23 protein-coding genes are annotated in these 21802 nt (G+C 33.7%); 20 read left to right on the forward strand and 3 right to left on the reverse strand.

All coding sequences use genetic code 11. The features are described from left to right. Positions 1-132: 132 nt before the first annotated feature. The 20 genes from ileS (at position 133) to F5ESL0237_RS08565 (ending at position 18696) form a co-directional block, all read left to right on the forward strand. The gene (gene ileS / locus F5ESL0237_RS03105; RefSeq protein ID WP_122024701.1) at positions 133-2922 is read left to right on the forward strand and encodes an isoleucine--tRNA ligase; all 2790 of its coding nucleotides are present in this window, start codon (positions 133-135) and stop codon (positions 2920-2922) included. Then, positions 2922-3131, forward strand: coding sequence for a cold-shock protein (locus tag F5ESL0237_RS03110; RefSeq protein ID WP_090091777.1), 210 nt, complete (start codon positions 2922-2924; stop codon positions 3129-3131). Before ileS ends, F5ESL0237_RS03110 begins: the two co-directional genes overlap by 1 nt. Before the next feature lie 13 nt (positions 3132-3144). Beyond that, on the forward strand, positions 3145-3708 hold the full coding sequence (locus F5ESL0237_RS03115; RefSeq protein WP_122021586.1) for an NUDIX hydrolase: 564 nt from the start codon (positions 3145-3147) through the stop codon (positions 3706-3708). Position 3709: 1 nt separating this feature from the next. After that, positions 3710-4027, forward strand: coding sequence for a hypothetical protein (locus F5ESL0237_RS03120; RefSeq protein WP_122021587.1), 318 nt, complete (start codon positions 3710-3712; stop codon positions 4025-4027). Between the two features lie 14 nt (positions 4028-4041). Next, on the forward strand, positions 4042-4737 hold the full coding sequence (locus F5ESL0237_RS03125; protein ID WP_122024622.1) for a 5'-methylthioadenosine/adenosylhomocysteine nucleosidase: 696 nt from the start codon (positions 4042-4044) through the stop codon (positions 4735-4737). A gap of 3 nt (positions 4738-4740) precedes the next feature. Continuing rightward, entirely contained in the window at positions 4741-5895 is a 1155-nt protein-coding gene (locus F5ESL0237_RS03130; RefSeq protein WP_122024623.1) for a cysteine desulfurase family protein, read from the forward strand. A 48-nt stretch (positions 5896-5943) separates the two neighbouring features. Continuing rightward, entirely contained in the window at positions 5944-6285 is a 342-nt protein-coding gene (locus F5ESL0237_RS03135) for a DUF1831 domain-containing protein (protein WP_122021590.1), read from the forward strand. A gap of 6 nt (positions 6286-6291) precedes the next feature. Beyond that, positions 6292-7413: a tRNA 2-thiouridine(34) synthase MnmA gene (mnmA, locus tag F5ESL0237_RS03140; RefSeq protein WP_228150126.1), complete on the forward strand. Its 1122-nt coding sequence runs from the start codon at positions 6292-6294 to the stop codon at positions 7411-7413. Positions 7414-7588: 175 nt separating this feature from the next. Continuing rightward, the gene (locus F5ESL0237_RS03145; protein WP_122021591.1) at positions 7589-8242 is read left to right on the forward strand and encodes a histidine phosphatase family protein; all 654 of its coding nucleotides are present in this window, start codon (positions 7589-7591) and stop codon (positions 8240-8242) included. Beyond that, the gene (locus F5ESL0237_RS03150; RefSeq protein ID WP_369931597.1) at positions 8242-8889 is read left to right on the forward strand and encodes a tetratricopeptide repeat protein; all 648 of its coding nucleotides are present in this window, start codon (positions 8242-8244) and stop codon (positions 8887-8889) included. The genes F5ESL0237_RS03145 and F5ESL0237_RS03150 overlap by 1 nt, the downstream gene beginning before the upstream one ends. Then, positions 8882-11236, forward strand: coding sequence for an ATP-dependent RecD-like DNA helicase (locus F5ESL0237_RS03155; RefSeq protein WP_122024624.1), 2355 nt, complete (start codon positions 8882-8884; stop codon positions 11234-11236). Before F5ESL0237_RS03150 ends, F5ESL0237_RS03155 begins: the two co-directional genes overlap by 8 nt. Before the next feature lie 18 nt (positions 11237-11254). Beyond that, positions 11255-11644: a DUF1828 domain-containing protein gene (locus F5ESL0237_RS03160; RefSeq protein ID WP_122024625.1), complete on the forward strand. Its 390-nt coding sequence runs from the start codon at positions 11255-11257 to the stop codon at positions 11642-11644. 122 nt (positions 11645-11766) lie between these two features. Then, positions 11767-12999 carry an MFS transporter gene (locus tag F5ESL0237_RS03165; RefSeq protein ID WP_122024702.1) on the forward strand — a complete coding sequence of 411 codons (1233 nt, stop codon included), beginning with the start codon at positions 11767-11769 and terminating at the stop codon, positions 12997-12999. 181 nt (positions 13000-13180) lie between these two features. After that, a complete protein-coding gene (locus F5ESL0237_RS03170; protein WP_122024626.1) occupies positions 13181-13654 on the forward strand; it encodes a GNAT family N-acetyltransferase in 474 nt (157 codons plus the stop codon). Positions 13655-13870: 216 nt separating this feature from the next. Then, the gene (locus F5ESL0237_RS03175; protein WP_233551889.1) at positions 13871-14305 is read left to right on the forward strand and encodes an SLAP domain-containing protein; all 435 of its coding nucleotides are present in this window, start codon (positions 13871-13873) and stop codon (positions 14303-14305) included. Further along, the gene (locus F5ESL0237_RS03180) at positions 14253-14846 is read left to right on the forward strand and encodes a hypothetical protein (protein ID WP_147440976.1); all 594 of its coding nucleotides are present in this window, start codon (positions 14253-14255) and stop codon (positions 14844-14846) included. The genes F5ESL0237_RS03175 and F5ESL0237_RS03180 overlap by 53 nt, the downstream gene beginning before the upstream one ends. Positions 14847-15289: 443 nt before the next feature. Next, the gene (locus F5ESL0237_RS08615) at positions 15290-15760 is read left to right on the forward strand and encodes a hypothetical protein (protein WP_370448609.1); all 471 of its coding nucleotides are present in this window, start codon (positions 15290-15292) and stop codon (positions 15758-15760) included. Between the two features lie 99 nt (positions 15761-15859). Continuing rightward, the gene (locus tag F5ESL0237_RS03190; RefSeq protein WP_122024629.1) at positions 15860-16495 is read left to right on the forward strand and encodes a hypothetical protein; all 636 of its coding nucleotides are present in this window, start codon (positions 15860-15862) and stop codon (positions 16493-16495) included. A 126-nt stretch (positions 16496-16621) separates the two neighbouring features. Beyond that, the gene (locus F5ESL0237_RS03195) at positions 16622-18064 is read left to right on the forward strand and encodes an FIVAR domain-containing protein (RefSeq protein ID WP_122024630.1); all 1443 of its coding nucleotides are present in this window, start codon (positions 16622-16624) and stop codon (positions 18062-18064) included. A gap of 506 nt (positions 18065-18570) precedes the next feature. Then, positions 18571-18696: a hypothetical protein gene (locus F5ESL0237_RS08565; RefSeq protein ID WP_255409261.1), complete on the forward strand. Its 126-nt coding sequence runs from the start codon at positions 18571-18573 to the stop codon at positions 18694-18696. Between the two features lie 160 nt (positions 18697-18856). Here F5ESL0237_RS08565 and F5ESL0237_RS03200 read toward each other — a convergent pair whose 3' ends face one another. The 3 genes from F5ESL0237_RS03200 to F5ESL0237_RS03210 are packed head-to-tail and all read right to left on the reverse strand — an operon-like array spanning position 18857 to position 21749. Continuing rightward, positions 18857-19807, reverse strand: coding sequence for a diacylglycerol kinase family protein (locus tag F5ESL0237_RS03200; protein WP_122021599.1), 951 nt, complete (start codon positions 19805-19807; stop codon positions 18857-18859). Positions 19808-19839: 32 nt separating this feature from the next. Beyond that, a complete protein-coding gene (rnjA, locus tag F5ESL0237_RS03205; protein ID WP_122024631.1) occupies positions 19840-21519 on the reverse strand; it encodes a ribonuclease J1 in 1680 nt (559 codons plus the stop codon). Positions 21520-21524: 5 nt separating this feature from the next. After that, complete coding sequence (locus F5ESL0237_RS03210) at positions 21525-21749, reverse strand: DNA-dependent RNA polymerase subunit epsilon (protein WP_090091810.1); 225 nt, start codon at positions 21747-21749, stop codon at positions 21525-21527. Positions 21750-21802 lie beyond the last annotated feature (53 nt).

The raw sequence follows: 21802 nt of genomic DNA on the forward strand, positions 1-21802 counted from the left end.
GATTTGTTTATTACGTGATTTGCACGATACGCAAAATTTAAGTGGAGCTGAATAAGCTCAATTTAGGTGGTACCACGAATGAAACCTCGCCCTAATTTTGGACGAGGTTTTTTTAACAGAAAGGAATATGAAATGAAGGTAAAAGATACACTTAACTTGGGTAAGACTAAGTTTAAAATGAGAGGCAATTTACCTGTTCGCGAAGCACAATGGGAACAAGAGTGGGATGATGATAAGCTATATGAACAACGGCTTAAATTGAACGAAGGTAAGCCAAGTTTTGATTTACATGATGGCCCTCCTTTTGCTAACGGGAATATTCATATGGGTCATGCTTTGAATAAAATTTCTAAAGACATTATTGTTCGCTTTAAGAACATGAATGGATATTATGCCCCCTTTGTTCCGGGTTGGGATACGCATGGGTTACCAATTGAACAACAACTTGCAAAAAAGGGAATTAAAAGGGAAAAGCTGGGTCGGGCTGAATACCGTCAACTTTGTGAAGAATTTGCCAAAAAAGAAGTAAAAAAACAGATGACTGATTTTAAACGATTAGGTATTCTAGCTGATTGGGACCATCCCTACATTACTTTACAACCTGAGTATGAAGCTGAAGAGATTCGCTTGTTTGGGGAAATGTATCAGAAGGGTTATATCTATAAAGGTAAAAAACCAGTTTATTGGTCACCTTCCAGTGAATCTACGTTAGCTGAAGCAGAAGTTGAATATCATGATGTAGAATCACCGTCAATTTATATTTCTTTCCCAGTTAAAGATGGCAAGGGTATCTTAAATACAACTGATACTTACTTTTTAATCTGGACAACAACACCATGGACGATTCCAGCTAATCAAGGAATTACGGTTAACCCAGCTTTTGATTATTCAGTTGTAGCGGTTAACGATAAGCGTTATGTCATTGGGACAGATCGACTGGAGTCTGTGGCTGAAGCACTAGGTTGGCATGATTATCAAGTTGTGCAACATTTAAAGGGTTCAGAAATGGATCGAATGCTAGCTACTCATCCATTATATGGTCAAGATGTTTTGCTGATGAATGCAATGCATGTAACCGCAGAAGATGGTACAGGACTGGTTCATACTGCATCAGGCTTTGGTGAAGATGATTATAATGTTGCACAGAAGTATGGCTTACCAGTCTTTAGTCCAATGGATAATAAAGGATGTTTTACTGAAGAAGTGCCCGATGCAGATTTAGTTGGCGTATTCTATGCTGATGCTAATAAATTAGTTAGTGATAAATTAAAAAAGTCCGGCAATTTGTTAAAATTGAGCTACTTTACGCACTCTTATCCTCACGACTGGCGGACTAAAAAACCAGTAATTTACCGGGCAACAACTCAATGGTTTGCTTCAATTGATAAGTGCCGCGAGCAAATTCTTGCTCAAATTAATCAAATTAATTTCATGCCATCATGGGGTAAGTTACGTTTGCATAATATGATTAAAGATCGTGGAGATTGGGTAATTTCACGGCAACGCGCTTGGGGAGTACCACTACCAATTTTTTATGCTGAAGATGATACGCCAATTGTTACACCAGAAACCATTAATCATATTGCTGAGATATTTAGTAAAGAAGGGTCCAACGCCTGGTATAAGCGTAGTGTTAAGGAATTGTTACCTGCAGGTTTCACTTCTGAACACTCACCTAATGGTGAATTTAGAAAAGAAACAGATATATTAGATGTTTGGTTTGATTCAGGGTCTTCGCATAGAGCTGTTTTAGCCCAAAGAACGAACTTACATTTTCCAGCTGATTTATATCTTGAGGGAAGTGATCAATACCGTGGTTGGTTTAACTCAAGTTTGATTACTGCAGTAGCAACTACGGAAAAAGCACCTTATCGTAGTATCTTGTCACAAGGTTTTGTGTTAGATGATCAAGGACATAAGATGTCTAAATCACTGGGTAATGTTATTGCTCCAAGTGATATCATTAAGAAAATGGGGGCCGAAATTATACGCTTATGGGTAGCTTCCGTTGATGCTACGTCTGATGTTGCCGTTTCTCAGTCAATTTTGAGTCAAACAGCCGAAAGTTACCGGAAAATACGTAATACTTTCCGGTATTTATTGGCCAATACTAGCGATTTTGATCCACATACTAATAAAGTTGCATATGAAGATTTGAATTCAATTGACCAATATATTGAAGTTCGTTTAAACGACTTAGTTCAAGATTGTCTTGCTAGTTACAACAAGTATGATTTTAATACAGTTTATAAACATATTTTTGCCTTTATTTCTAACGACTTATCGGCCTTTTACTTAGATTTTGCAAAAGATGTTTTATATATTGAAGGCAAAGATAGTCATGCTAGACGATCGATGCAAACAGTTATTTATGATGCAACTGTTAAATTAGCTAAATTATTAACCCCAATTCTACCGCATACTATGGAAGAAATTTGGTCGTTCACAAAGGAAAAAGAAGACCATATTCAATTAACCGATATGCCTAAGGTAGAGCAATATGATAATCGGGAAGAATTACTTAACAATTGGGGCGTCTTCATTAATTTACGTGATGATGTTTTGAAGGCTTTAGAAGAAGCTAGAAATAGCAAACTGATTGGAAAATCATTTGAAGCGGCAGTGACTATTTATCCAACTAAAGAAACTAAAGCGGTTCTTGATAAATTAGATGCAGATTTTAGACAAATTCTAATTGTTTCTAAATTAGTAATCACTGATAGCGCAGCTCCAGCAGAAGCGCTTAAGTTGCCAAATGGTTCCTTTGTAGTTGAACATGCAGAAGGTGAAGTGTGTCCAAGATGTCGCATGATTAGAACAGATATCGGGGCAGATAATGAATTGAGCATAATTTGTGGTCGTTGTGCCAAAATTGTTAAAAATGATTATCCAGAACTAATACAAGAAGGTTTAGAAGAATAATGCGCCTAGGTACAGTAAAACAATTTGATCAAAATAGTAGCTTTGGTTTTATTGAAGATGACCAAAATCACAAATCATATTTTGTTTTTTATACGGCTATCAAAGAAGAGGGCTATCGCCGTCTTCAAGTCGGGCAAAAAGTTAAGTATCAACTGGCACAGGGGAAAAATGGTCTTCAATGTGTTAATGTTTATTTAACTAGTGTGTAGGGAAAGTGAATAGATGGATTTAACAGAAACTGAAATTTCTTCAAAACAGATATTTTCTGGTAGAATTGTTGACCTATCAGTAAGAACAGTAAAATTACCAAACAGTGAGGTTACTACTAGAGAGGTTGTAAAACATCAGCCTGCAGCTGCAGCAATTGCTGTTAATGATAAGCAAGAGATGCTTTTAGTAGAGCAATGGCGGGAACCAATTAAAGAATTGACTTTAGAAATACCTGCTGGGCTAATTGATGCAACTGATGCTAGTCCACTTGATGCTATGAAACGCGAGCTTAACGAAGAAGGTGGGTATCGCGCTGATTATTGGGAACAAATTACTGAATTTTATTCTTCTCCTGGGTTCACCAATGAAAAATTGTACTTGTTTTATTGTGATACTTTGACAAAATTACCTGAAAAAAAGCCACTTGATGCTGATGAATTCTTAACTAGTCATTGGTATAACTTAGAAGAATTAAAGCATTTAAGTGCTGAGGGCAAAATTGTTGATATCAAAACCCTTTATGCAATGAGTGTATGGGAAAATATGCTTTTAACAGGTGCCAAAGCTAAGGAATAATATGACTGAAAAACGATCTGATTACCAAAAAAAAATCAAAAATCAAAAAAGTAATGTTATTTTTGATTCGGTTAAGTCTGCTTTTAATAATGATGAAGAGGTTGTTGATGTTAATCCTGACTTTATGCGGTCAACACAAACCAATTCTAAAAGAGTAAATAATTCGCACCAAAAAAGAGAGCAACGCCGGAGTAATAATGCTCAAGAATATTTAAAAAAAGAAGACAAGGCCCTTAAACTAAAAAACAAATTAAACTTAGCAATTTTTATTGTATTGGTATTAATTATTTTGGTATTATTGGCATTGTTTCATTTATAATAAGTGAGGAAAAGATGAAAATAGCAATTATTGTCCCAATGGAAATTGAGGCAAAATATTATCGTAAATATTTTCATGCTGGTAACAAAGAAATGTTCGGATCAAGCGTATTCGAGCATTTTTGCGTTAAGCACAATGATATTTATATTGGATTAAGTGGTATTGGCAAAGTACAAGCTGCGATGAATTTAGCGAGTTTATTAACTAAGGTTGATATTGACTTGATTTTTATGACAGGAACTGCAGGTTCGCTGCAATCAAGTATTCGCAAAGGAGATTTACTTTTAGCTGATTCTTTTAGTTACCATGATGCACATAATACACTTGCTGGTAATTATGTCGAAGGACAAATTCCTGGCGAACCTGCATTGTTTGACTTAAAATCAAAGGAACAGACAGCATTTGCAGATTTTTTGCAAGAGCAAGGAATTCAATACAAAAAAGGATTAATTGTTACTGGAGATTCATTTATTGGGTCCAATGAGCAAAAAAAGAAAATTAACCAAGATTTTACTAGTGCATTAGGCGTTGAAATGGAAGGCGCCGCGTTTGCACAGGTTGCATACCATTTTCAGAAAAAACTAATTGCAATCAGGGCTATTTCAGATAATGGTGATGATAGTGCAAATGAAGATTTTGATAAATTTGCTCAAAAAGTCGGTGCCAAGGCTGCTAAGATAATTTGTGCATATATAGAAAAGATGAATTAATTAATGGATATATATCTTGATAATGCCGCAACAACACCAATGTCCCCAACGGTAATTGCTAAAATTACGCAAGAAATGAAAAAAGATTTTGGCAATCCGTCTAGTACATATGGTCTAGGGCGTGCGGCAAGACATACGGTTGACCAAGCTCGGACTAAAATTGCTAAGGTCATTAATGCAGCTTATAATGAAATAATTTTTACATCTGGTGGCTCTGAAAGTAATAATACGGCCATCTTTGGCACAGCCTATAGTAGGCAAAAAATTGGTAAAAAAATTATTACTACTAAAATTGAGCATCCATCAGTCCTTGAGCCGATAAAAAAGCTTGAGCGTGAAGGATATGAGGTAACTTATCTGGATGTAAATCATAATGGACAAATTTCACTAGTAGATTTAAAAAATGCGCTAACACCAGATACAATTCTTGTTTCAGTAATGGCAGTTAATAATGAAGTTGGCACGATTAATCCTCTAACGGAAATAGGAGCATTAGTTGCTCAAAGTAATGCATATTTTCATGTTGATGCAGTTCAGGGGTTAGGTAACATTGAACTTGATGTTAAAAAAATGAAAATTGATTTATTATCTACGTCAGCTCACAAAATTAATGGTCCTAAGTTTTTAGGCTTTTTATTTAAAAATAGCCAAATTAAGTTACCATCTCTTATTTTAGGTGGCGAACAGGAATTAAAAAGACGGGCTGGTACAGAAAATGTGCCCGCAATTGCCGGTTTTAGCGAGGCAATTAAAGAAATTGAGCAAATTGATAAAATAAAATTACAAGCAAAATATGCTCATTTTCAACATTTGATTTTAGCTGAACTTGATCAAGCAAAAATCAAATATCAAATAAATGGCGGAGCAGGTGCACATTGTTCGCATCATGTTTTGAATTTGCGAATAAATGGAGTTTCAACAACTCTTTTACAAGCAAGTTTGGATTTGGCTGGTTTTGCGGTATCTGGCGGTTCTGCTTGTACAGCAGGTTCGCTTGAACCTTCACATGTTTTAATTGCTTGTTATGGGGCAGATTCTATCCGCGTAGAGGAATCAATTCGTATATCATTTGGTCGATATAATACGGATGAAGAAATTGGATTTTTTGCTAAGCAATTAGTTAAAATTGCTAGTAAACTGCAAGTGAATGAAAATTAATTGCTTTTACAATTATTTTGACTTATTATTAGTAAGTGAGGTTAAATTATGTCAAATACAGTTATAATTAATGGTGATAATCGTGAGTATACACTTAGTTCAGATTTGAAACTTTATGCTTTAATCGACGTTGGTTTTATTAAAACTGCCAAGGGTAATTATAGTTATGAACACCCACTGTATAATGATTCACCTTATAATGCGCCAACTAAACTAAAAATTACAGTTGATAAAGATTTTTCGCATTTTACGATGGTTATTACTGATCGAAATGGTTTAAAAAAAGTAAATATTTTTAAAAACAAGCAATTAATAGCAACAGTTGAACTTTTAAATTATATTTTAAAAGATTTAATAGAGCGCAAAATTCTAGTTGAAGTAAAGGATTGATAAAAATTGACAAAAAAGACTCGAGTTGTAGTAGGAATGAGTGGAGGGGTAGACTCCTCAGTTTCAGCCCTACTACTTAAAGAGCAGGGTTACGATGTTATAGGTGTTTTTATGAAAAATTGGGATGACACTGATGATGCAGGAGTGTGCACAGTAACTGAGGACTATGAAGATGTTAAAAAGGTTGCTGATCAGATTGGGATTCCTTATTATTCAATCAATTTTGAAAAAGAATACTGGCATCGAGTTTTTGAGTATTTCTTAGATGAATACAAGAAGGGGCGTACTCCTAATCCTGATATTATGTGCAATAGTCAAATTAAATTCAAATCATTTTTAGAATTTGCTTTAAAGCTTGATGCTGATTATATTGCAATGGGCCACTATGCAAAAACATTGACCGATGTCAATGGAATTACGCATATGGTACGTCCCAAAGATGGTAATAAGGATCAAACCTATTTTTTAAGTCAATTAAGTCAAGCGCAAATTAGTAAGGTGATTTTTCCTTTAGCTAATTTGACTAAGCCCCAAGTTCGTGAGATTGCTATTAAAAGTGGATTAGCTACTGCTAAAAAGAAAGATTCAACGGGAATTTGTTTCATAGGGGAAAGAAACTTTCGCAAATTTCTAAGTGAATTTTTACCAGCACAAGCAGGTAAAATGGTTACGCCTAAAGGTAAAGTTGTCGGTGAACATGCTGGACTAATGTATTACACAATTGGTCAACGATCTGGTCTTGGTCTTGGTTCCACTAAAGAATCAACTGCCCCCTGGTTTGTGGTAGGTAAGGACTTAAAAAATAATGAGTTAATTGTTGAACAAGGCTATGATAGTAAGTTGCTTTATGCCACCAAACTTGAAGCTAGTGATATGTCATTTTTTACTGGACAGCCTAAACGAGATTTTAAAAAGCATTGTAGTGCAAAGTTTCGTTATCGCCAAGCTGATGTAGGTGTGACAGTTGAGTATCATGCAAAAGAAAACACAGCGAGTGTTTATTTTGATGAACCAGCCCGAGCTGTTACTCCTGGTCAAGCGTTAGTTTTGTATGATGGTGAAGAATGTATGGGCGGCGGCAATATTGATTGTGCATACCAAAATAATGATAAGTTACAATTAGTTTAACGATAGTTAAGAAAGAAAAATATTGATTTTAAAAGCATCAAACTACAGTATAGATTGATGCTTTTAATTTTGCTTGTTAAATTTAAACATAAAGTTAGTTGGGTAGATGAATTAAATTTTTTCTTTGACTTATTAAATGCTAAACTAAAAGTAGAATAAGGAGAGAAAATTATTAATGCAAATTTATTTTATTCGACATGGAAAAACAGAGTGGAATAATATTAAACGATTTCAAGGAGCGCATGGGGATTCACCACTTTTACCCCAAAGCTTAATTGACATTACAAAATTAGGAAAATATTTACAAAAAGAAAAATTCGCTGCCATATATGCGAGTCCGTTAAAAAGAGCTTATGATACTGCAACTAGGCTAAAGCAAACAATGGGATTCACACATCCAGTTAACAAAGATGAGCGTTTACGCGAATTTGATTTAGGTGAACTGGAAGGACTAAAGTTTGAAGAAGCTACTTTAAAGTTTCCTGCCCAGGTAAATGACCTTTGGCAAAGACCAGATCAATATGATGGTAAAAGTATTGGTGGTGAGAATTATCTGGACGTAATTGCTCGTGGTAAAAATTTTGCCCAAGAAATCGTACAAAAATATGATCATGATGATAAAATCATTGCAGTTAGTCATGGAGCTGCATTAGGAGCAATTATGGGCGGCTTATTAGGCTATCCCTTAAATAATCTGCGCCAAAACGGCGGACTAAATAATACCAGTTTAACAATTTTAGAAACAACTAATCATTTTAATTTTAAACTAATTGTCTGGAATGAAACGAGTTTTTTAGAAAGAAAAATGGTGGAAACAGATTCATTATGATAAATAAAAAAAGTAGTCTAGCTAGTGAAAGTAATCAAACTAAAGACCAGATTCATACTCTAATTACAAAAATTGATGCGGCTCCTACTGAGACAGATAATTATCTAAAGTTAGCGACCATTCTAATCGAAAAAGGTAGTTTTGAGCAAGCGGTTCAATTGCTTGAACAAGCTAAAAAACTTGTTCAAAATCCTCAAGCTTTAGATTACGACTTAGCGGTTGGCTACTATATGCAAGGTGATTTTAATCATGCCTTAGAATTACTTAACCACATTCCTAATGATGATTTGGTATTGTATCAAAAAGCGTTAGTAATGCAGAAAGTAGGCCAGCATCAGAAGGCTCTGGCATACGCGTTGACAATTAAGCAGCTAGATGATCGTGTTTATGAATTATTAGGTGATATTTGGCTTAGTTTAGGCCAATTAGCGGAGGCACAAGCAAACTATGAAAAAATTTGTCCGACTAAAAGGGGGGCAAAAATAAATTTTTTACTTGGAATTACTGTTTTAGAACGCAATCGTGATTTGGCAGAAAAATATTTTAGTCAGGCAAAAGAAGAAGATCCCCAATTTTATCAATCTGTTCAAAAACAGTATAACGCCATTTTAAAAATGCTTAGTGATGTGGAGAAAGATAATGACTGAATTCACTGGAAAAGTAAAGCGTATCGTTTTTGAAAATGATCAAAATTTATTTAAAATATTAGATGCAACACTAATTAGTGAATTACCTGATTATGACCGGAAAGAAATTAAAATTACAGGTAATTTTGGCGATATTCAAGTGGGCGGTACATATCTTTTTCATGGTCAGCTAGTTGTTCATAATAAGTTTGGTCTACAATTTAACTGTGAAAGTTACCAGCAGTCGTTACCACATGAAAAAGATAGCCTAATTAATTTTTTAAGTTCTAGTAAATTTCCTGGAATCGGTAAAAAAGCCGCAGAAAAAATTGTTTCCGTTTTAGGTGATAATGCATTATCGGTTTTAAAGGATAAGCCAGAAAAAGTTGCCACCTTGTCTTTGACGAAAAAACAGAAGGATAGTTTGCTTAATGGTGTAAGCGCCATGGATTCCTATTCAGAAATTGTTTTAAAATTAGCACAGTATGGACTGAATAAAAAAGTTGCTAATCGCTTATATCAAATTTACCATGGTGAAACTATAAACAAGTTAAAAGAAGACCCTTATGCAGCAATTGCAGATGTTTCAGGCTATGCTTTTAAAAGTGCTGACCGCATGGGCACTAATTTAAATATTGCTAGGGATGATCCAAAAAGAATTAGCGGCGCAGTTTTTCAAATTATGCTTGATGAAGTTAATAAAGAGGGCAATACCTATATTAAATTAGCAGATCTTTTGACGCGTTCAAGTAAATTATTAGCGCTTGATCAATTTGATCAGATTGCCAACTGCATTAATAAATTACAGCATGAAGGAAAAGTTGTGGTTTCAGGTGATGAGGCAGCTTTACAAAATATTTTTCAGACGGAAAACGAAATTGCTCTGGCAATGAAAAATTTAGTTAACCGGCAAAATAGTGATCAGTTTAAAGAAAAAGATGTTCAAGCAGCAATTGAAAAAGCGGAAAAACAGTTAAAAATTGAATATGATGATACTCAAAAAATGGCAATTAAGAATGCTTTAACTAATCCGATATCAATTTTAACTGGTGGTCCGGGAACCGGTAAAACCACTATTATTAATGGAATTTTGATAGCTTTACAAAAATTAGCCGAAATTCCAGCTTCAACTTTATATAGTAGTGATCCACCATTTTTGTTGGCTGCTCCAACAGGGCGAGCAGCTAAAAGAATGGAAGAAATAACAGGGATAACTGCTAAAACAATTCATCGTTTGCTGGGATTAGGAATCGGTGAAAATGATGCAACTGATTTGAATGAACTTAACGGTGAAATTTTAATTATTGACGAAATGTCGATGGTTGATATGTTTTTATTTAAGCAATTAGTTAATAGTATTGATCAAACTAAACATATTGTTTTTGTGGGTGATAAAGACCAATTGCCATCAGTGGGACCGGGAAATGTATTTAGTGATTTAATTAAAGCTGATGTTTTTCCTACTACTGTTTTAGAGCAAATTCATAGGCAAGGCGATGATTCAAGCATTATTACTTTGGCTCATGCCATAAATGAAGGGCAAAATTCACAAATTATTTTTAAAAAAACTAAAAATTATTCTTTTATTTCTTGTCCAACACATGAAGTTGATCACGTTGTGCAACAAATTGTCGAAAAAGCTTTAAATCATTTTGATCAAGATGATATACAAGTTTTGGGCGCAATGTATCAAGGTGAAGGTGGCGTTATTAATTTGAATAACGTGATTCAGGCAATCGTAAACCCTGCCAAAGCAGAAAGTAAATTTTTAGAAATTCATGACGAAATTTTTCGAATTGGTGATCGAATTTTACAGTTACAGAATAATCCAGAAAAAGATATTTATAATGGGCAAATTGGTAAAATAGTCTCAATTGATAATACTAGTACCAAAAATTGTATGACTGCTGATTTTGATGGACGTGAAATCAGTTTTAGCAAAAAAGATATGTTTGACTTAACTAGAGCTTATGCAATTACTATTCATAAGTCACAGGGTTCTGAATTCCCATTAGTTATCTTGAGCTTAACTATGCAAAATTATGTAATGCTTAAACGAAATCTTTTATATACGGCAGTGACTCGGGCAGCCCAAAATTTAGTCTTAATTGGTGATCCACATGCTTACACAATGGCTTTAACTAATTCGGGAAATGATCGGCAAACTGGATTATGTAAGAAACTTAAGAAACAGCTAGCTAAAGATGAAGAAGCGACGTTAAGTCTTAAGGAAAAAGCAAAAATAAGAGCAGCAGTAGTCAGTTCTGATTCCAAGACTTCGTATATTTTGACGCCCGAATTAATCTATTCTGGAGAAATTGACCCAATGATTGGTATGCAAGATGTCAATATTAAGCGCAAAAAATAATTAATAAGGAGTAATTTAATGACTAAGCAATCAAAAAGAGTGTGTACTGAATTAAAGCAAAAAATAATTAATTGGCTAGCTAGTAATATTAATGTATTGATATTTGATGAGAACACTATTGAAATTGCCACTTCACAAAGAGATGCACTGGGGGAAGAGGTATATTGTTTTGTTGAAAAGAAAGAAACTGCATTAAAAGTTACTGATGATGGTCGTTGTCTATTTAAACTCGACCCTAGTGCTAGTGATGAAGAATTGTTTGAATCTTGTGCCAACTTGATTTGGGAGGCAGGATTTGAAGTTAATCCTAGTACTGGTGTTATTTTTGCTGAAGTAGATTCAGAAGATTTAGTACCTAAAATTATCGACCTTGCGCGTTTACAGGTTGCAATTTCTTATTTAGTGTAAATATACTTCTGGAAGGAAATATAGTCATATTATCCTATTGTAAAAAGTGAAAAAACGAGTAGAATGTAATTCTGATGAAATAATTGAATGACAGAGAGCGTTCGTTTTGGAGGAAATAAATGATGAATACTATTAAACAGCACACTCAAGTACTAAGTAAAAATCAAAAGTGGACGATTGCATCTACTTCATCCGGATTTGCTTTAGAAAATATGGATGTGCTTTTTTTATCCTTTGCAATGAGTTCAATGATTGCTGATTTACATTTATCTGGTGGTGCTGCTGGATTAATTTCATCAGTGACCAATTTAGGTATGCTGGCTGGTGGTATTATTTTTGGTATTCTTGGTGATAAAATTGGGCGAGTGAAGACTTTTAGTCATACTGTAATTATCTTTGCAGTAGCTACGGCTTGCATGGCTTTTGCCAAGAATATTTATTTAATCTATGTATTGCGTTTTCTAGCCGGTATTGGTGCTGGTGGCGAATATGGGGTGGGGATTGCTTTGATTGCAGAAACTTTTCCGCAAGCTCAGATTGGTAAAATGACTTCGATTGCGGCCATTGGTGGCCAAGTTGGTGCCGTCTTAGCAGCTTTAATTGCCGCTTGGATTATTCCTAACGCTGGCTGGCATATGCTATTTCTAGTTGGAATTGTGCCGGTTGTATTAACAATTTTTATTAGAAAGCATCTTCATGAGAGTGAACAATTTTTAACAGCGAAGGCTAAAGAAAAAGGTTCATTGCTATCAAATGTCTTTAAAAAAATGTTTGCTACACCGCAGTTAGCATTGCAAAGTTTAGGCTTAATGTTGATGATGACAGTACAAATTGCTGGCTATTTTGGCTTAATGAATTGGTTGCCAACAATTGTCCAAAAGCAATTACATTTGAATGTTGCTAATTCCAGTTTATGGATGATTGCAACAATTATTGGGATGAGCATTGGTATGCTTACTTTTGGTTCTATTTTTGATTATTTTGGTCCTAGAAGAGCTTTTGGCATTTTCTTAGTTGGATCTGCTATTATGGTTTATACTCTCAGCTTAGCTACTAATATGCTAACTTTACTGCTAATTGGGGCAGTAGTTGGTTTCTTTTCTAACGGAATGTTTGGTGGCTACGGTGCTGTAATTAGTCGACTGTATCCAACTGAAATTAGGTCAAGTGCTAATAATATTATTGTTAATATTGGTCGGGCAATTGGTGGCTTTTCATCAGTCGTAATTGGTATTTTGATGGATCGATATAATTTAACCATTGTAATGGGCTTTTTGTCTGCTTTGTATATTATTAGTCTGATTGTTATGATTAATTTACCTGGCTTAAAGACTCTATCTCGCAATAAGGCATAGTTTAATTTAGATGTACTGAGAAAATTTTTTTCTTAAATATTTCTTACTTACTTGGCTAATAATGTCATATTTGTTATGCTGTATCCTAGAGACTAAATTTAAAAATATAGAAAGTTAGGATATTATTTTACATTTTAAAAACATTAAGTGGCAAACTGAGGAATATCGAAAAGTAAAAGAATTGTACGTAAAAGCTTTTCCTGAAGCTGAAAGATTCCATACTTGGCAACTACTAGTTATGGCTTTGCGAAAAAAAGCTCATTTTCAAGCTATTTACAACGAAACAGAATTTGTTGGTTTAATCTTTTTAGTTGAAGGAGAAACAGCGGTTTATTTAGCTTACTTAGCAATTATTTCAGCTAAGCATGGTCAGGGTTATGGTACGAAAGTATTACAGGCTTTAAGAGAGAATTATTACAATAAAGATATTATTTTAGATATCGAACCAATTAATAGTCTGGCACTAAACTATAACCAGCGGGTAAAACGGCTTCATTTTTATGAACGCAATGGCTTTAAGCAAACTGGTAAAAAATTAATTGATGCTGGGGGTCAATATGCGGTTATGACTACTGGCACAGTATTTAAAGCGGAAATCCTTAATCAGTTATTACATTATATGAGTTTCGGTCTACATAAATTTAAGGTTGAATGATATCACTAATTGGATTTAGCAAGTAACATAACTTAATTTAAAGGGTAAGCAATTTTTAAAATTGCTTACCCTTTTTTGCTTGTGTAGTAGGAACTTATTATTTTCAAGTATAAACTATAATTTAGTAAATATATTATTTCTTTTTTATTATGAGGTATAAAAAATGAAAAAAGTAAAAAATTAATAGTTAGTTTAGCGGCAGTTGCTTTGGCAACTGTGCCAGTAATTACCACTAGTCTTAATCAAGCTCAGGCAGCACAAACAACTGACCAAACGCAAAATAAAATTGCAACAGACGGTACCTTAACATTAAACCACAACACGCGCATTTATAATCAAAGAGGGCAAAAATTGTACTCTTACCAGGGAAGTAATGGCTTACTTAAAAAAGGGGCGACAGTTAAGTATGCTGATCAGGTTAAAGCAATAACTAATCCGGATACAAAGCGTTACTCCTTCCATAAAGAAAATTTTCAGGACTGGTTCTATTTACCATATAAAACAATCAAGGGACAGGAATATTATAGTATTGGCCATGGTGGTTATATAAAAGCTGCTAATGTTCAAGAAATTGATAGTTATAGTTTGTATACAAATTATGCCTACTGTTCGGCTAGCGAAGATAACAGAATCTGGAGTAGGCAGCAGTAATAATGCTAGAATAATTGATTCGCAAGGGAATTTTACTAATAAGTATATTAAGAAGGACTCCAAAATAGTAATTGACCGCACCTCCGATAGAGTTAGTTTAGCTGGTTCAATGGATATAATTGGGTTATCCAATTCAGATATGGAAGTATTTCGCTTAAAAAATAATAAGCAGCAATTCGTTTTGAGGGCCGATATTAAGAGAAGTTCAATACCAAGACAAGCTATTCTGCCATATACTAATTTTACGAGTGTAGTTACCATAAGGAAGACCCCACTATATAATATTCATGGCATTCCGGATAGTCATAGTATCGTTGAAAAGGGTGATAGTTTAGATGTTAAAAAATTACAGTATATTTGGGTTCCGAGCTTAAATAAGGCAGAATTATTTTATGAAGGAATAGAATTCTATAAAGGTGCTGAATTTAAGTATATTAAAGCTTCAGATGTTGAATATTTTCTGGGTGAGCACTTAGTACCGAGCAATACAGCAGTTGATGTAACGTCAAAAAAAACCGATTTTGATAAGTCCAGCATTTAAGATCAGTCATCTCAGCAGTTGTAAGTACTAGCTTGGTCAGATAAGTTTTGGCAAGTTGGCGGTTTTCTTCTGGAATTAAGTGTAATTTGTCTTCATGTTTCTTTCATTAATAATGCCCTTTTTTTATTATATACAATTATAAATTCAAAAAAATTATTTATTGCCAAATTTAGTCTTGTGGTTCTATGCTTTAGTAATACTTCGACTAATCTGCACTATGTTAAAATTATGTTGTTATATGTTTAAAAGATATACAACAAATTAAAATAAGCGTTATAATGTTCTTAGATATAATATGTAATTTATAATTACTTTTTTATAAATGAGGCGTAAAAATGAAATTTAAAAAAATTTTAGGCGTAGGTTCTTCTGCAATTATGTTAGCAACAGTGCCAGCATCCATGATGCTGACCACTAGTACTGCGTCAGCAGAGTAGACAGCATTGTCTTCGATTTCTAAGAATGATATAGCTCCGGTTGCTAATAAAGATAATCAATCATTAAGACAAATTGCTGAAAACAATAATCTTGAGTTATCAGTAGTTGAGCAACTTAATAATAATCTTGATCCTGATACACCAATCCCTAGTGGAACACCAATTTACTTACCACAAAATGTTGAAAATGCTGCTGATTATAGTGAAGGTACAGTTAACGACAATACCATTTTAGATTTTGGCAATGATCTTTTACGATCTTATGGTCGTAATCCTGTTGGTAACCCGTATGCTAATGTCCCAGCAAGTATAAAAAGTAAGTATTATGATAATTTAAGTAGTGCAAATAGATCGGCAAAAGTATGGATTGCTTATAATGAATCAACCTATAGTTATACAGCAGTCAATGGTCAGTACTATGGGCGTTTTCAATTAACTAAGTCTTACCTTAATGGAGATTATAGTAAAGTAAATTAAGAAAAAACTGCAGATAGATATGTCAAAAATTGGTATGGTTCATGGGAAAAAGCCAAACAATTTTGGCAAGCACATCAATGGTATTAGTGAGAAAAGCATATGAAAAAAATAATTAAAGTCTTGGTTGTTTTAACGATAGTATCGATGGGACAACTGCTGGCTACCACAAATAATACTACGGCCCAAGCTGCGCAAATAGAAAAACCTAAGCGTGTAACTAATAAAGCTTGGACTAAGAAGTTAGCTAAAGCTGGGTATGTTTTTGTATTACCTCATGCTGGTAAAGGCGCATTATATAAGAATACAACAGCCAAGGGGGGTAAATCATACAGCCGAAAGGTATTAAAGAAGCTTGTTAAGAATCATACACTATTTAAGGTCAGAAAGCTGACAACCATTAAAAACAGCATTTCCGTTGATTTGATTTCTAAGGATGGAAAATATAAAGGTTATACCAATTATGTGAATGGTATTTATAACAAAAACCTATTTAACAAGGACTTACAACCACTAATTAATGCTGAACTAAAAGTAATGATTGCTAGAGATAATAACGAACCTACTTCGGCTTTATTAGAGCAAGCACAAACGTTAGCTAGCGAGTTAACTGGTAAGAATAAGCCAATAGCTGATACTTCAATTAAACAGTTAAAACGTTATTTAAAGCATAGAGACATATCAGAAACACCGGTACTTCTAATTGGTAAGCATCCAGGTGACTTATTAGCAAATTAAAAGAAGAGTGAGTAGCTATTTTTACTCACTTTTTTGTTTGGTCGCATAGTAGAAAACTTATTACTTTGAAGTATAAACTATAATTTAGTAAATATATTATTTCTTTTTTATTATGAGGTATAAAAAATGAAAAAAAGTAAAAAATTAATAGTTAGTTTAGCGGCAGTTGCTTTGGTAGCGGTACCAGTAATTACCACTAGTCTTAATCAAGCTCAGGCAGCACAAACAACTGACCAAACGCAAAATAAAATTGCAACAGCCGATACCTTAACATTAAACCACAACACGCGCATTTATAATCAAAGAGGGCAGAAATTATACTCTTACCAGGGGAGTAATGGCTTACTTAAAAAATGGGCGACAGTTAAGTATGTTGATCAGGTTAAAGCAATAACTAATCCGGATACAAAGCGTTACTCGTTCCATGATGATAAATGGAATTGGTTCTACTTGCCATATAAGACAATTAGAGGGCAGGAATATTACAGCATTAGTCACGGTGGCTATATCAAAGCGGCAAATGTTGATAAAATTGATGGTGATAGTTTATATACAAATCAAACAACTGCCACTGTTGAGCATGTAACTCCTAATTCTAAGGGTGGATTAGATGTTTTTGATAGTCATCGAAATAATACTGGCCAAAAAATAAAAATAGGTAAAAAAGTGACTATTGATCGTGAAGCTGTACCATTTGCTTTAGATATGAATTATTATGAAATAGATGGAAATACTCCGTCAGCATTCTATGGTATAAAAAACCAAAATGAATATCTTTATACAGATAAAGTGAGAATTTCTGCACGTCAAATGTTATTGCCATATAGCAATTATACTACTGTAATGATAGGCAAAAATACTCTGGTTTACGATATTAATGGTAAACCAAAAAGCACAAATATAGTTCAAAAATATAAGGAACGGCCAGTTGATGAATTATTATATATATGGGTACCAAGTGATAATCGAGCTGAATTATTTTACAGATTAAGTGATAAACCTAATGAAGGATCGTTTAGTAATTCAACTGATTTTATTAAGGCTAATGATAATAAGTATATTTATGGGCCAAAATTAAAAGCAATAAATACAGCAGATGAAGCTAAAAATTTTGTGGCATTAGCTTCTAATGATGATAAAGAGAGTCTCCAAAGGTTGCTAGATAAAGAAACAAACATTAAAAACAGCGATCCATATAAATTTGGTAGTTACTTAGAAAAGAATACATATTTACATGCGGTTGATAATGGAAAAAAGGTTGTCCAAGAGTCACAGCCAACTCAAGCAGAAATAAATCAGGCTATTTGGAGTTTGCAAGATGCAACTGAAAAATTAAATGGAAAGAAAATAGTAGTTAAAAATATTAATAATCTAACGAAAGAAGAGACCAATCAAGTATATATGCTAGCTAAAAAGTCAATAGGAGAAGAGTATAAAGGGAAAAATATGAATATTGCAATCGAATTTAATCAAGACAGAACTAAACTTCTTCTTCATTTGTATGATAATATAACTGGTTTGAAATCGGAAAAGCAATTAAATATTTCTGATTATGTAACAAAAAAATAACAAAAAGTATACCTATATATTTTTAGGCCTTATGGCTTGCATAATTTAATTCAACAGAAATTTTTGTTTTATTACTAAATTGTTAATAAAAATACCCTAATTTCTTATACATGTAATAAATCGGAAGTATAAAAAACTAATATTGCTTTTTTGCACAGAATTCGATTAGCTTCAAGCTAAAAAATTAGCCCAGAAGTATTTCTGAAATCTGGTAATGATGCTAAAAGGACATACGAGCTGATACAATAAACAACGAATTTTAAGCTAAAAAAGTTGTTGTCTTTGTTTATTGATTAAAGTTAAACAAAAATTATTAAGTATGGCTTAGGGCAACTATTATAATTAAATAGACATGGCCAATTATTACCTAAGACTTTAAAGAGTGGGCAAAAATTAATTGTTGATATAATTGCTACTAGTGATAATTTTGGGGTAAACTTTGTACTCCTGCGTATCTAGATACATTTATTTGCAATTATGATTTTAAAAATACAGTGAGACAACAAATGACCTGGGCCAACATCTTTAATCAGTTATATGATGCACTATATTATGATAAGGACGATTATGGCGAAAGTGCTGCGAATATGATTCATTTTGGTAAAAAAGAAGATATGATAACAATAAAGTAGCATTATTTTATCAAGTTATAATTGGTGGCGGTATTTTGATGAAAGCTTCGGATGTAAAGTATCTAGCTGGTTCGGATTTACCAGTTCCTGAAAAGAAATAGTAATAAATAATTTAAATAAAAAAGCAAGAAACTTTAAAATTTCTTGCTTTTTATATTTTTTAATACCTGAACAAGTTAAATTGCTTGACGGCAAATTCTAGCTTAAAAGAGTTAAGCTTAACTTCTTCACCATCGACCTGTGCAAACTCTTTTTTATTGACAGTGACGGTAATTTTTTCTGCTTCAATATAATGAAATTGGGGATCGTGAATATGCGAACCATCCTTTAATAAGTTAATAAAAAGTTTGACTAATTTATTTAGACCAAATTTTTCAACGACTACGGTATCAATTTTATGATTGTCAATTCGAGCACTAGGTAATAGGGGAATACCACCCCCTAAATAAGGATGGTTAGTTGTAGTAACTAAAAAAGCTTTTTGATAATACCATTGTTGATGATCACTCTTAATTTCAACATTAAAAGTGTCTTGTTTACGCAAGCCGAATAAAATATTTAGGCCATAGACAAGCTTACCTTTATCTAGCTTATTCAAGATTTTTTTTAATTCGGAAATATTGCTTAAATGATTAACACATGCATCAAAACCAATGCCAAAACTATTGGCAAAATAATAAAGTTGATTAAGATGACCATCTATTTGAAATGAGCCACAATCAACTTTATCGGGTATTAGGCTTTTCTTTAAGCGTAGCAACAAAAGTTTCGGATCAGAAGATAACTTAGCTGCTCGGGCAAAGTCATTACCAGTTCCAGCAGGTAAATAAGCAAAGGGGGTCTCGGGATTGCTTGAGCGTTTAATCCCATTAAGTGCCTCATTAAGTGAACCATCACCACCAATTACTATTAGTACTTCACCTTCATTATGTATATTGCTACCGTATTCTTGAGCAAGTTTAATCGTTTGTCCCGCATAGGTACTTTTCTTAATATCAAAATCAATATTTTCATTTATTAAGAGCAAAACCAATTGATAAAGTATTTTTTTGGCTCGTCCGTTACCGGCAGTTTCATTAACAAGCAGGTGTAATCTTAGTTTTTTGTTCATTAATCCTTATTTTTAAAGCAAAATCAGAAATTTTACTTCTTTTCAACTAGCATTGGTAAAATCATCGGTCGTCTTTTAGTTTTTGAATATAAAAAATCAGAAAGATTATCAACAATTGCCTTACGAATAATACTATCTTTGGGATTGTCAGTTTTATCCATTTCAGTTTTAAGAATATGATAAATATGTTTTTGTGTCTGACTGATTAAATCAGTAGATTCACGCATATAAACAAAGCCGCGACTTAAAACATCAGGTCCTGCTAAAACTCGTTTATGCTTATAGTCAACAGTGGCAACTACAACAACTAGACCATCTTCTGATAAAACTTGGCGATCATGAACCACTACATTCCCCACATCAGCTGTCCCGGATGTATCGACATAAACATCTCCAGCAGGAATGTGTCCAGCAATTCGTGAACCTTCTGGTCCAAAACAAATTACTTCGCCGTTCTCTAAAACAAAAGTGTGGTCTGCTGGTATCCCGGCAGCTTGTGCCAGTTCGGTATGAATTACTTGCATGCGGTATTCACCATGAACTGGAATCATATATTTAGGCTTAGTCAATCTAACCATGATTTTTAATTCTTCTTGCCCACCATGGCCAGAAGTATGTACATTATTTACTCGTCCATGGATAACAGTAGCTCCACCTTCCATTAATTTGTTAATCAGGTGGTTAACACTAAGCGTATTTCCAGGAATTGGGTTTGAAGAAAAAATAACAGTGTCTTCTGGTTGCAGACTTATTTGTCTATGAGTTCCATTTGCAATTCGAGAAAGGGCAGCTAATGGCTCACCTTGGGAACCAGTACATAAAATCATTACTTCATCAGGTGGAGTATGATTAATTTCATTAGCATCAACAATTAGTCCTTCAGGAACACTAAGATAGCCTAAATCAATGCCATTTTGTACGCCATTCTCCATACTTCGACCAAAGATTGCTACTTTACGTCCCGTATCAATTGCTGCTTGAATTGCAGTTGATACGCGATAAAGATTCGAGGCAAAGGTAGCGAAGATAATCCTGCCATGGATACCTGTAATAATGTCATGCAGTGATTTGGCTACAAACCGTTCAGATTTAGTAAATTGGGCTACTTCGGCATTGGTTGAATCTGATAATAAAGCTAGCACTCCTTCATTACCTAATTGAGCCATTTGTTGAAAATTAGGTGCTGGCTGGTTCATAACAGGAGTTAAATCAAATTTAAAATCACCTGTAAAAATAACCGCACCTAATGGAGTGTGCACAGCAATTCCCAAGGTATCTGGAATTGAGTGAGTAGTTCTAAAAAAGCTAACGGATAATTTTTTGAATTTTAATACAGTATCTTCATGTTCTTCATGCAATTCTGTTGTTCGCAAGATTCCGTGCTCTTCTAATTTACCTTTGATTAAAGCAAGAGCAAATGGGGTAGCATAAACAGGAATTTCGGGTATTTTTTCAAGTAAAAAAGGTATTCCTCCGATATGATCTTCATGTCCGTGACTTACAACCAGTGCTTTGATTTTTTTTCGATTTTTGATTAGATAGGAATAGTCGGAAATAACATAATTAATACCAAGTAAATCATCTTCAGGGAATTTAATACCACAATCCATAATGACGATTTCATCTTGGTATTGAACACAATACATATTCTTGCCAATTTCGTGCAACCCCCCGATTGCTACGATAGCAACTTCATTATTTTTAATACGCACTTAAATTACTTCTTACTTTCAAAAGATGTTAATTTAAAATCAGCGTGTTCTTTTTCGTATTGCAGTGAATTGCCGGCTAATTCTTGGATGAGTTCGATATTATAGGGGGTATTGTCTTCAACCATTGTTCTAGCCGTAACCATATTTTCTGCCTCTAAATAAAGAGTTTGGGTTGTTTCACGTCGAGGATTGACAACCTTGTCTTTTTGATACAAAACTTTGTAGATCATATTTGTATTCTCCTTAATATTTTTTAAAAAACGTTCTTAATGTAGATACTCAA

The sequence above is a fragment of the Lactobacillus sp. ESL0237 genome (assembly GCF_003692985.1).
Taxonomy (GTDB): domain Bacteria; phylum Bacillota; class Bacilli; order Lactobacillales; family Lactobacillaceae; genus Lactobacillus; species Lactobacillus bombicola.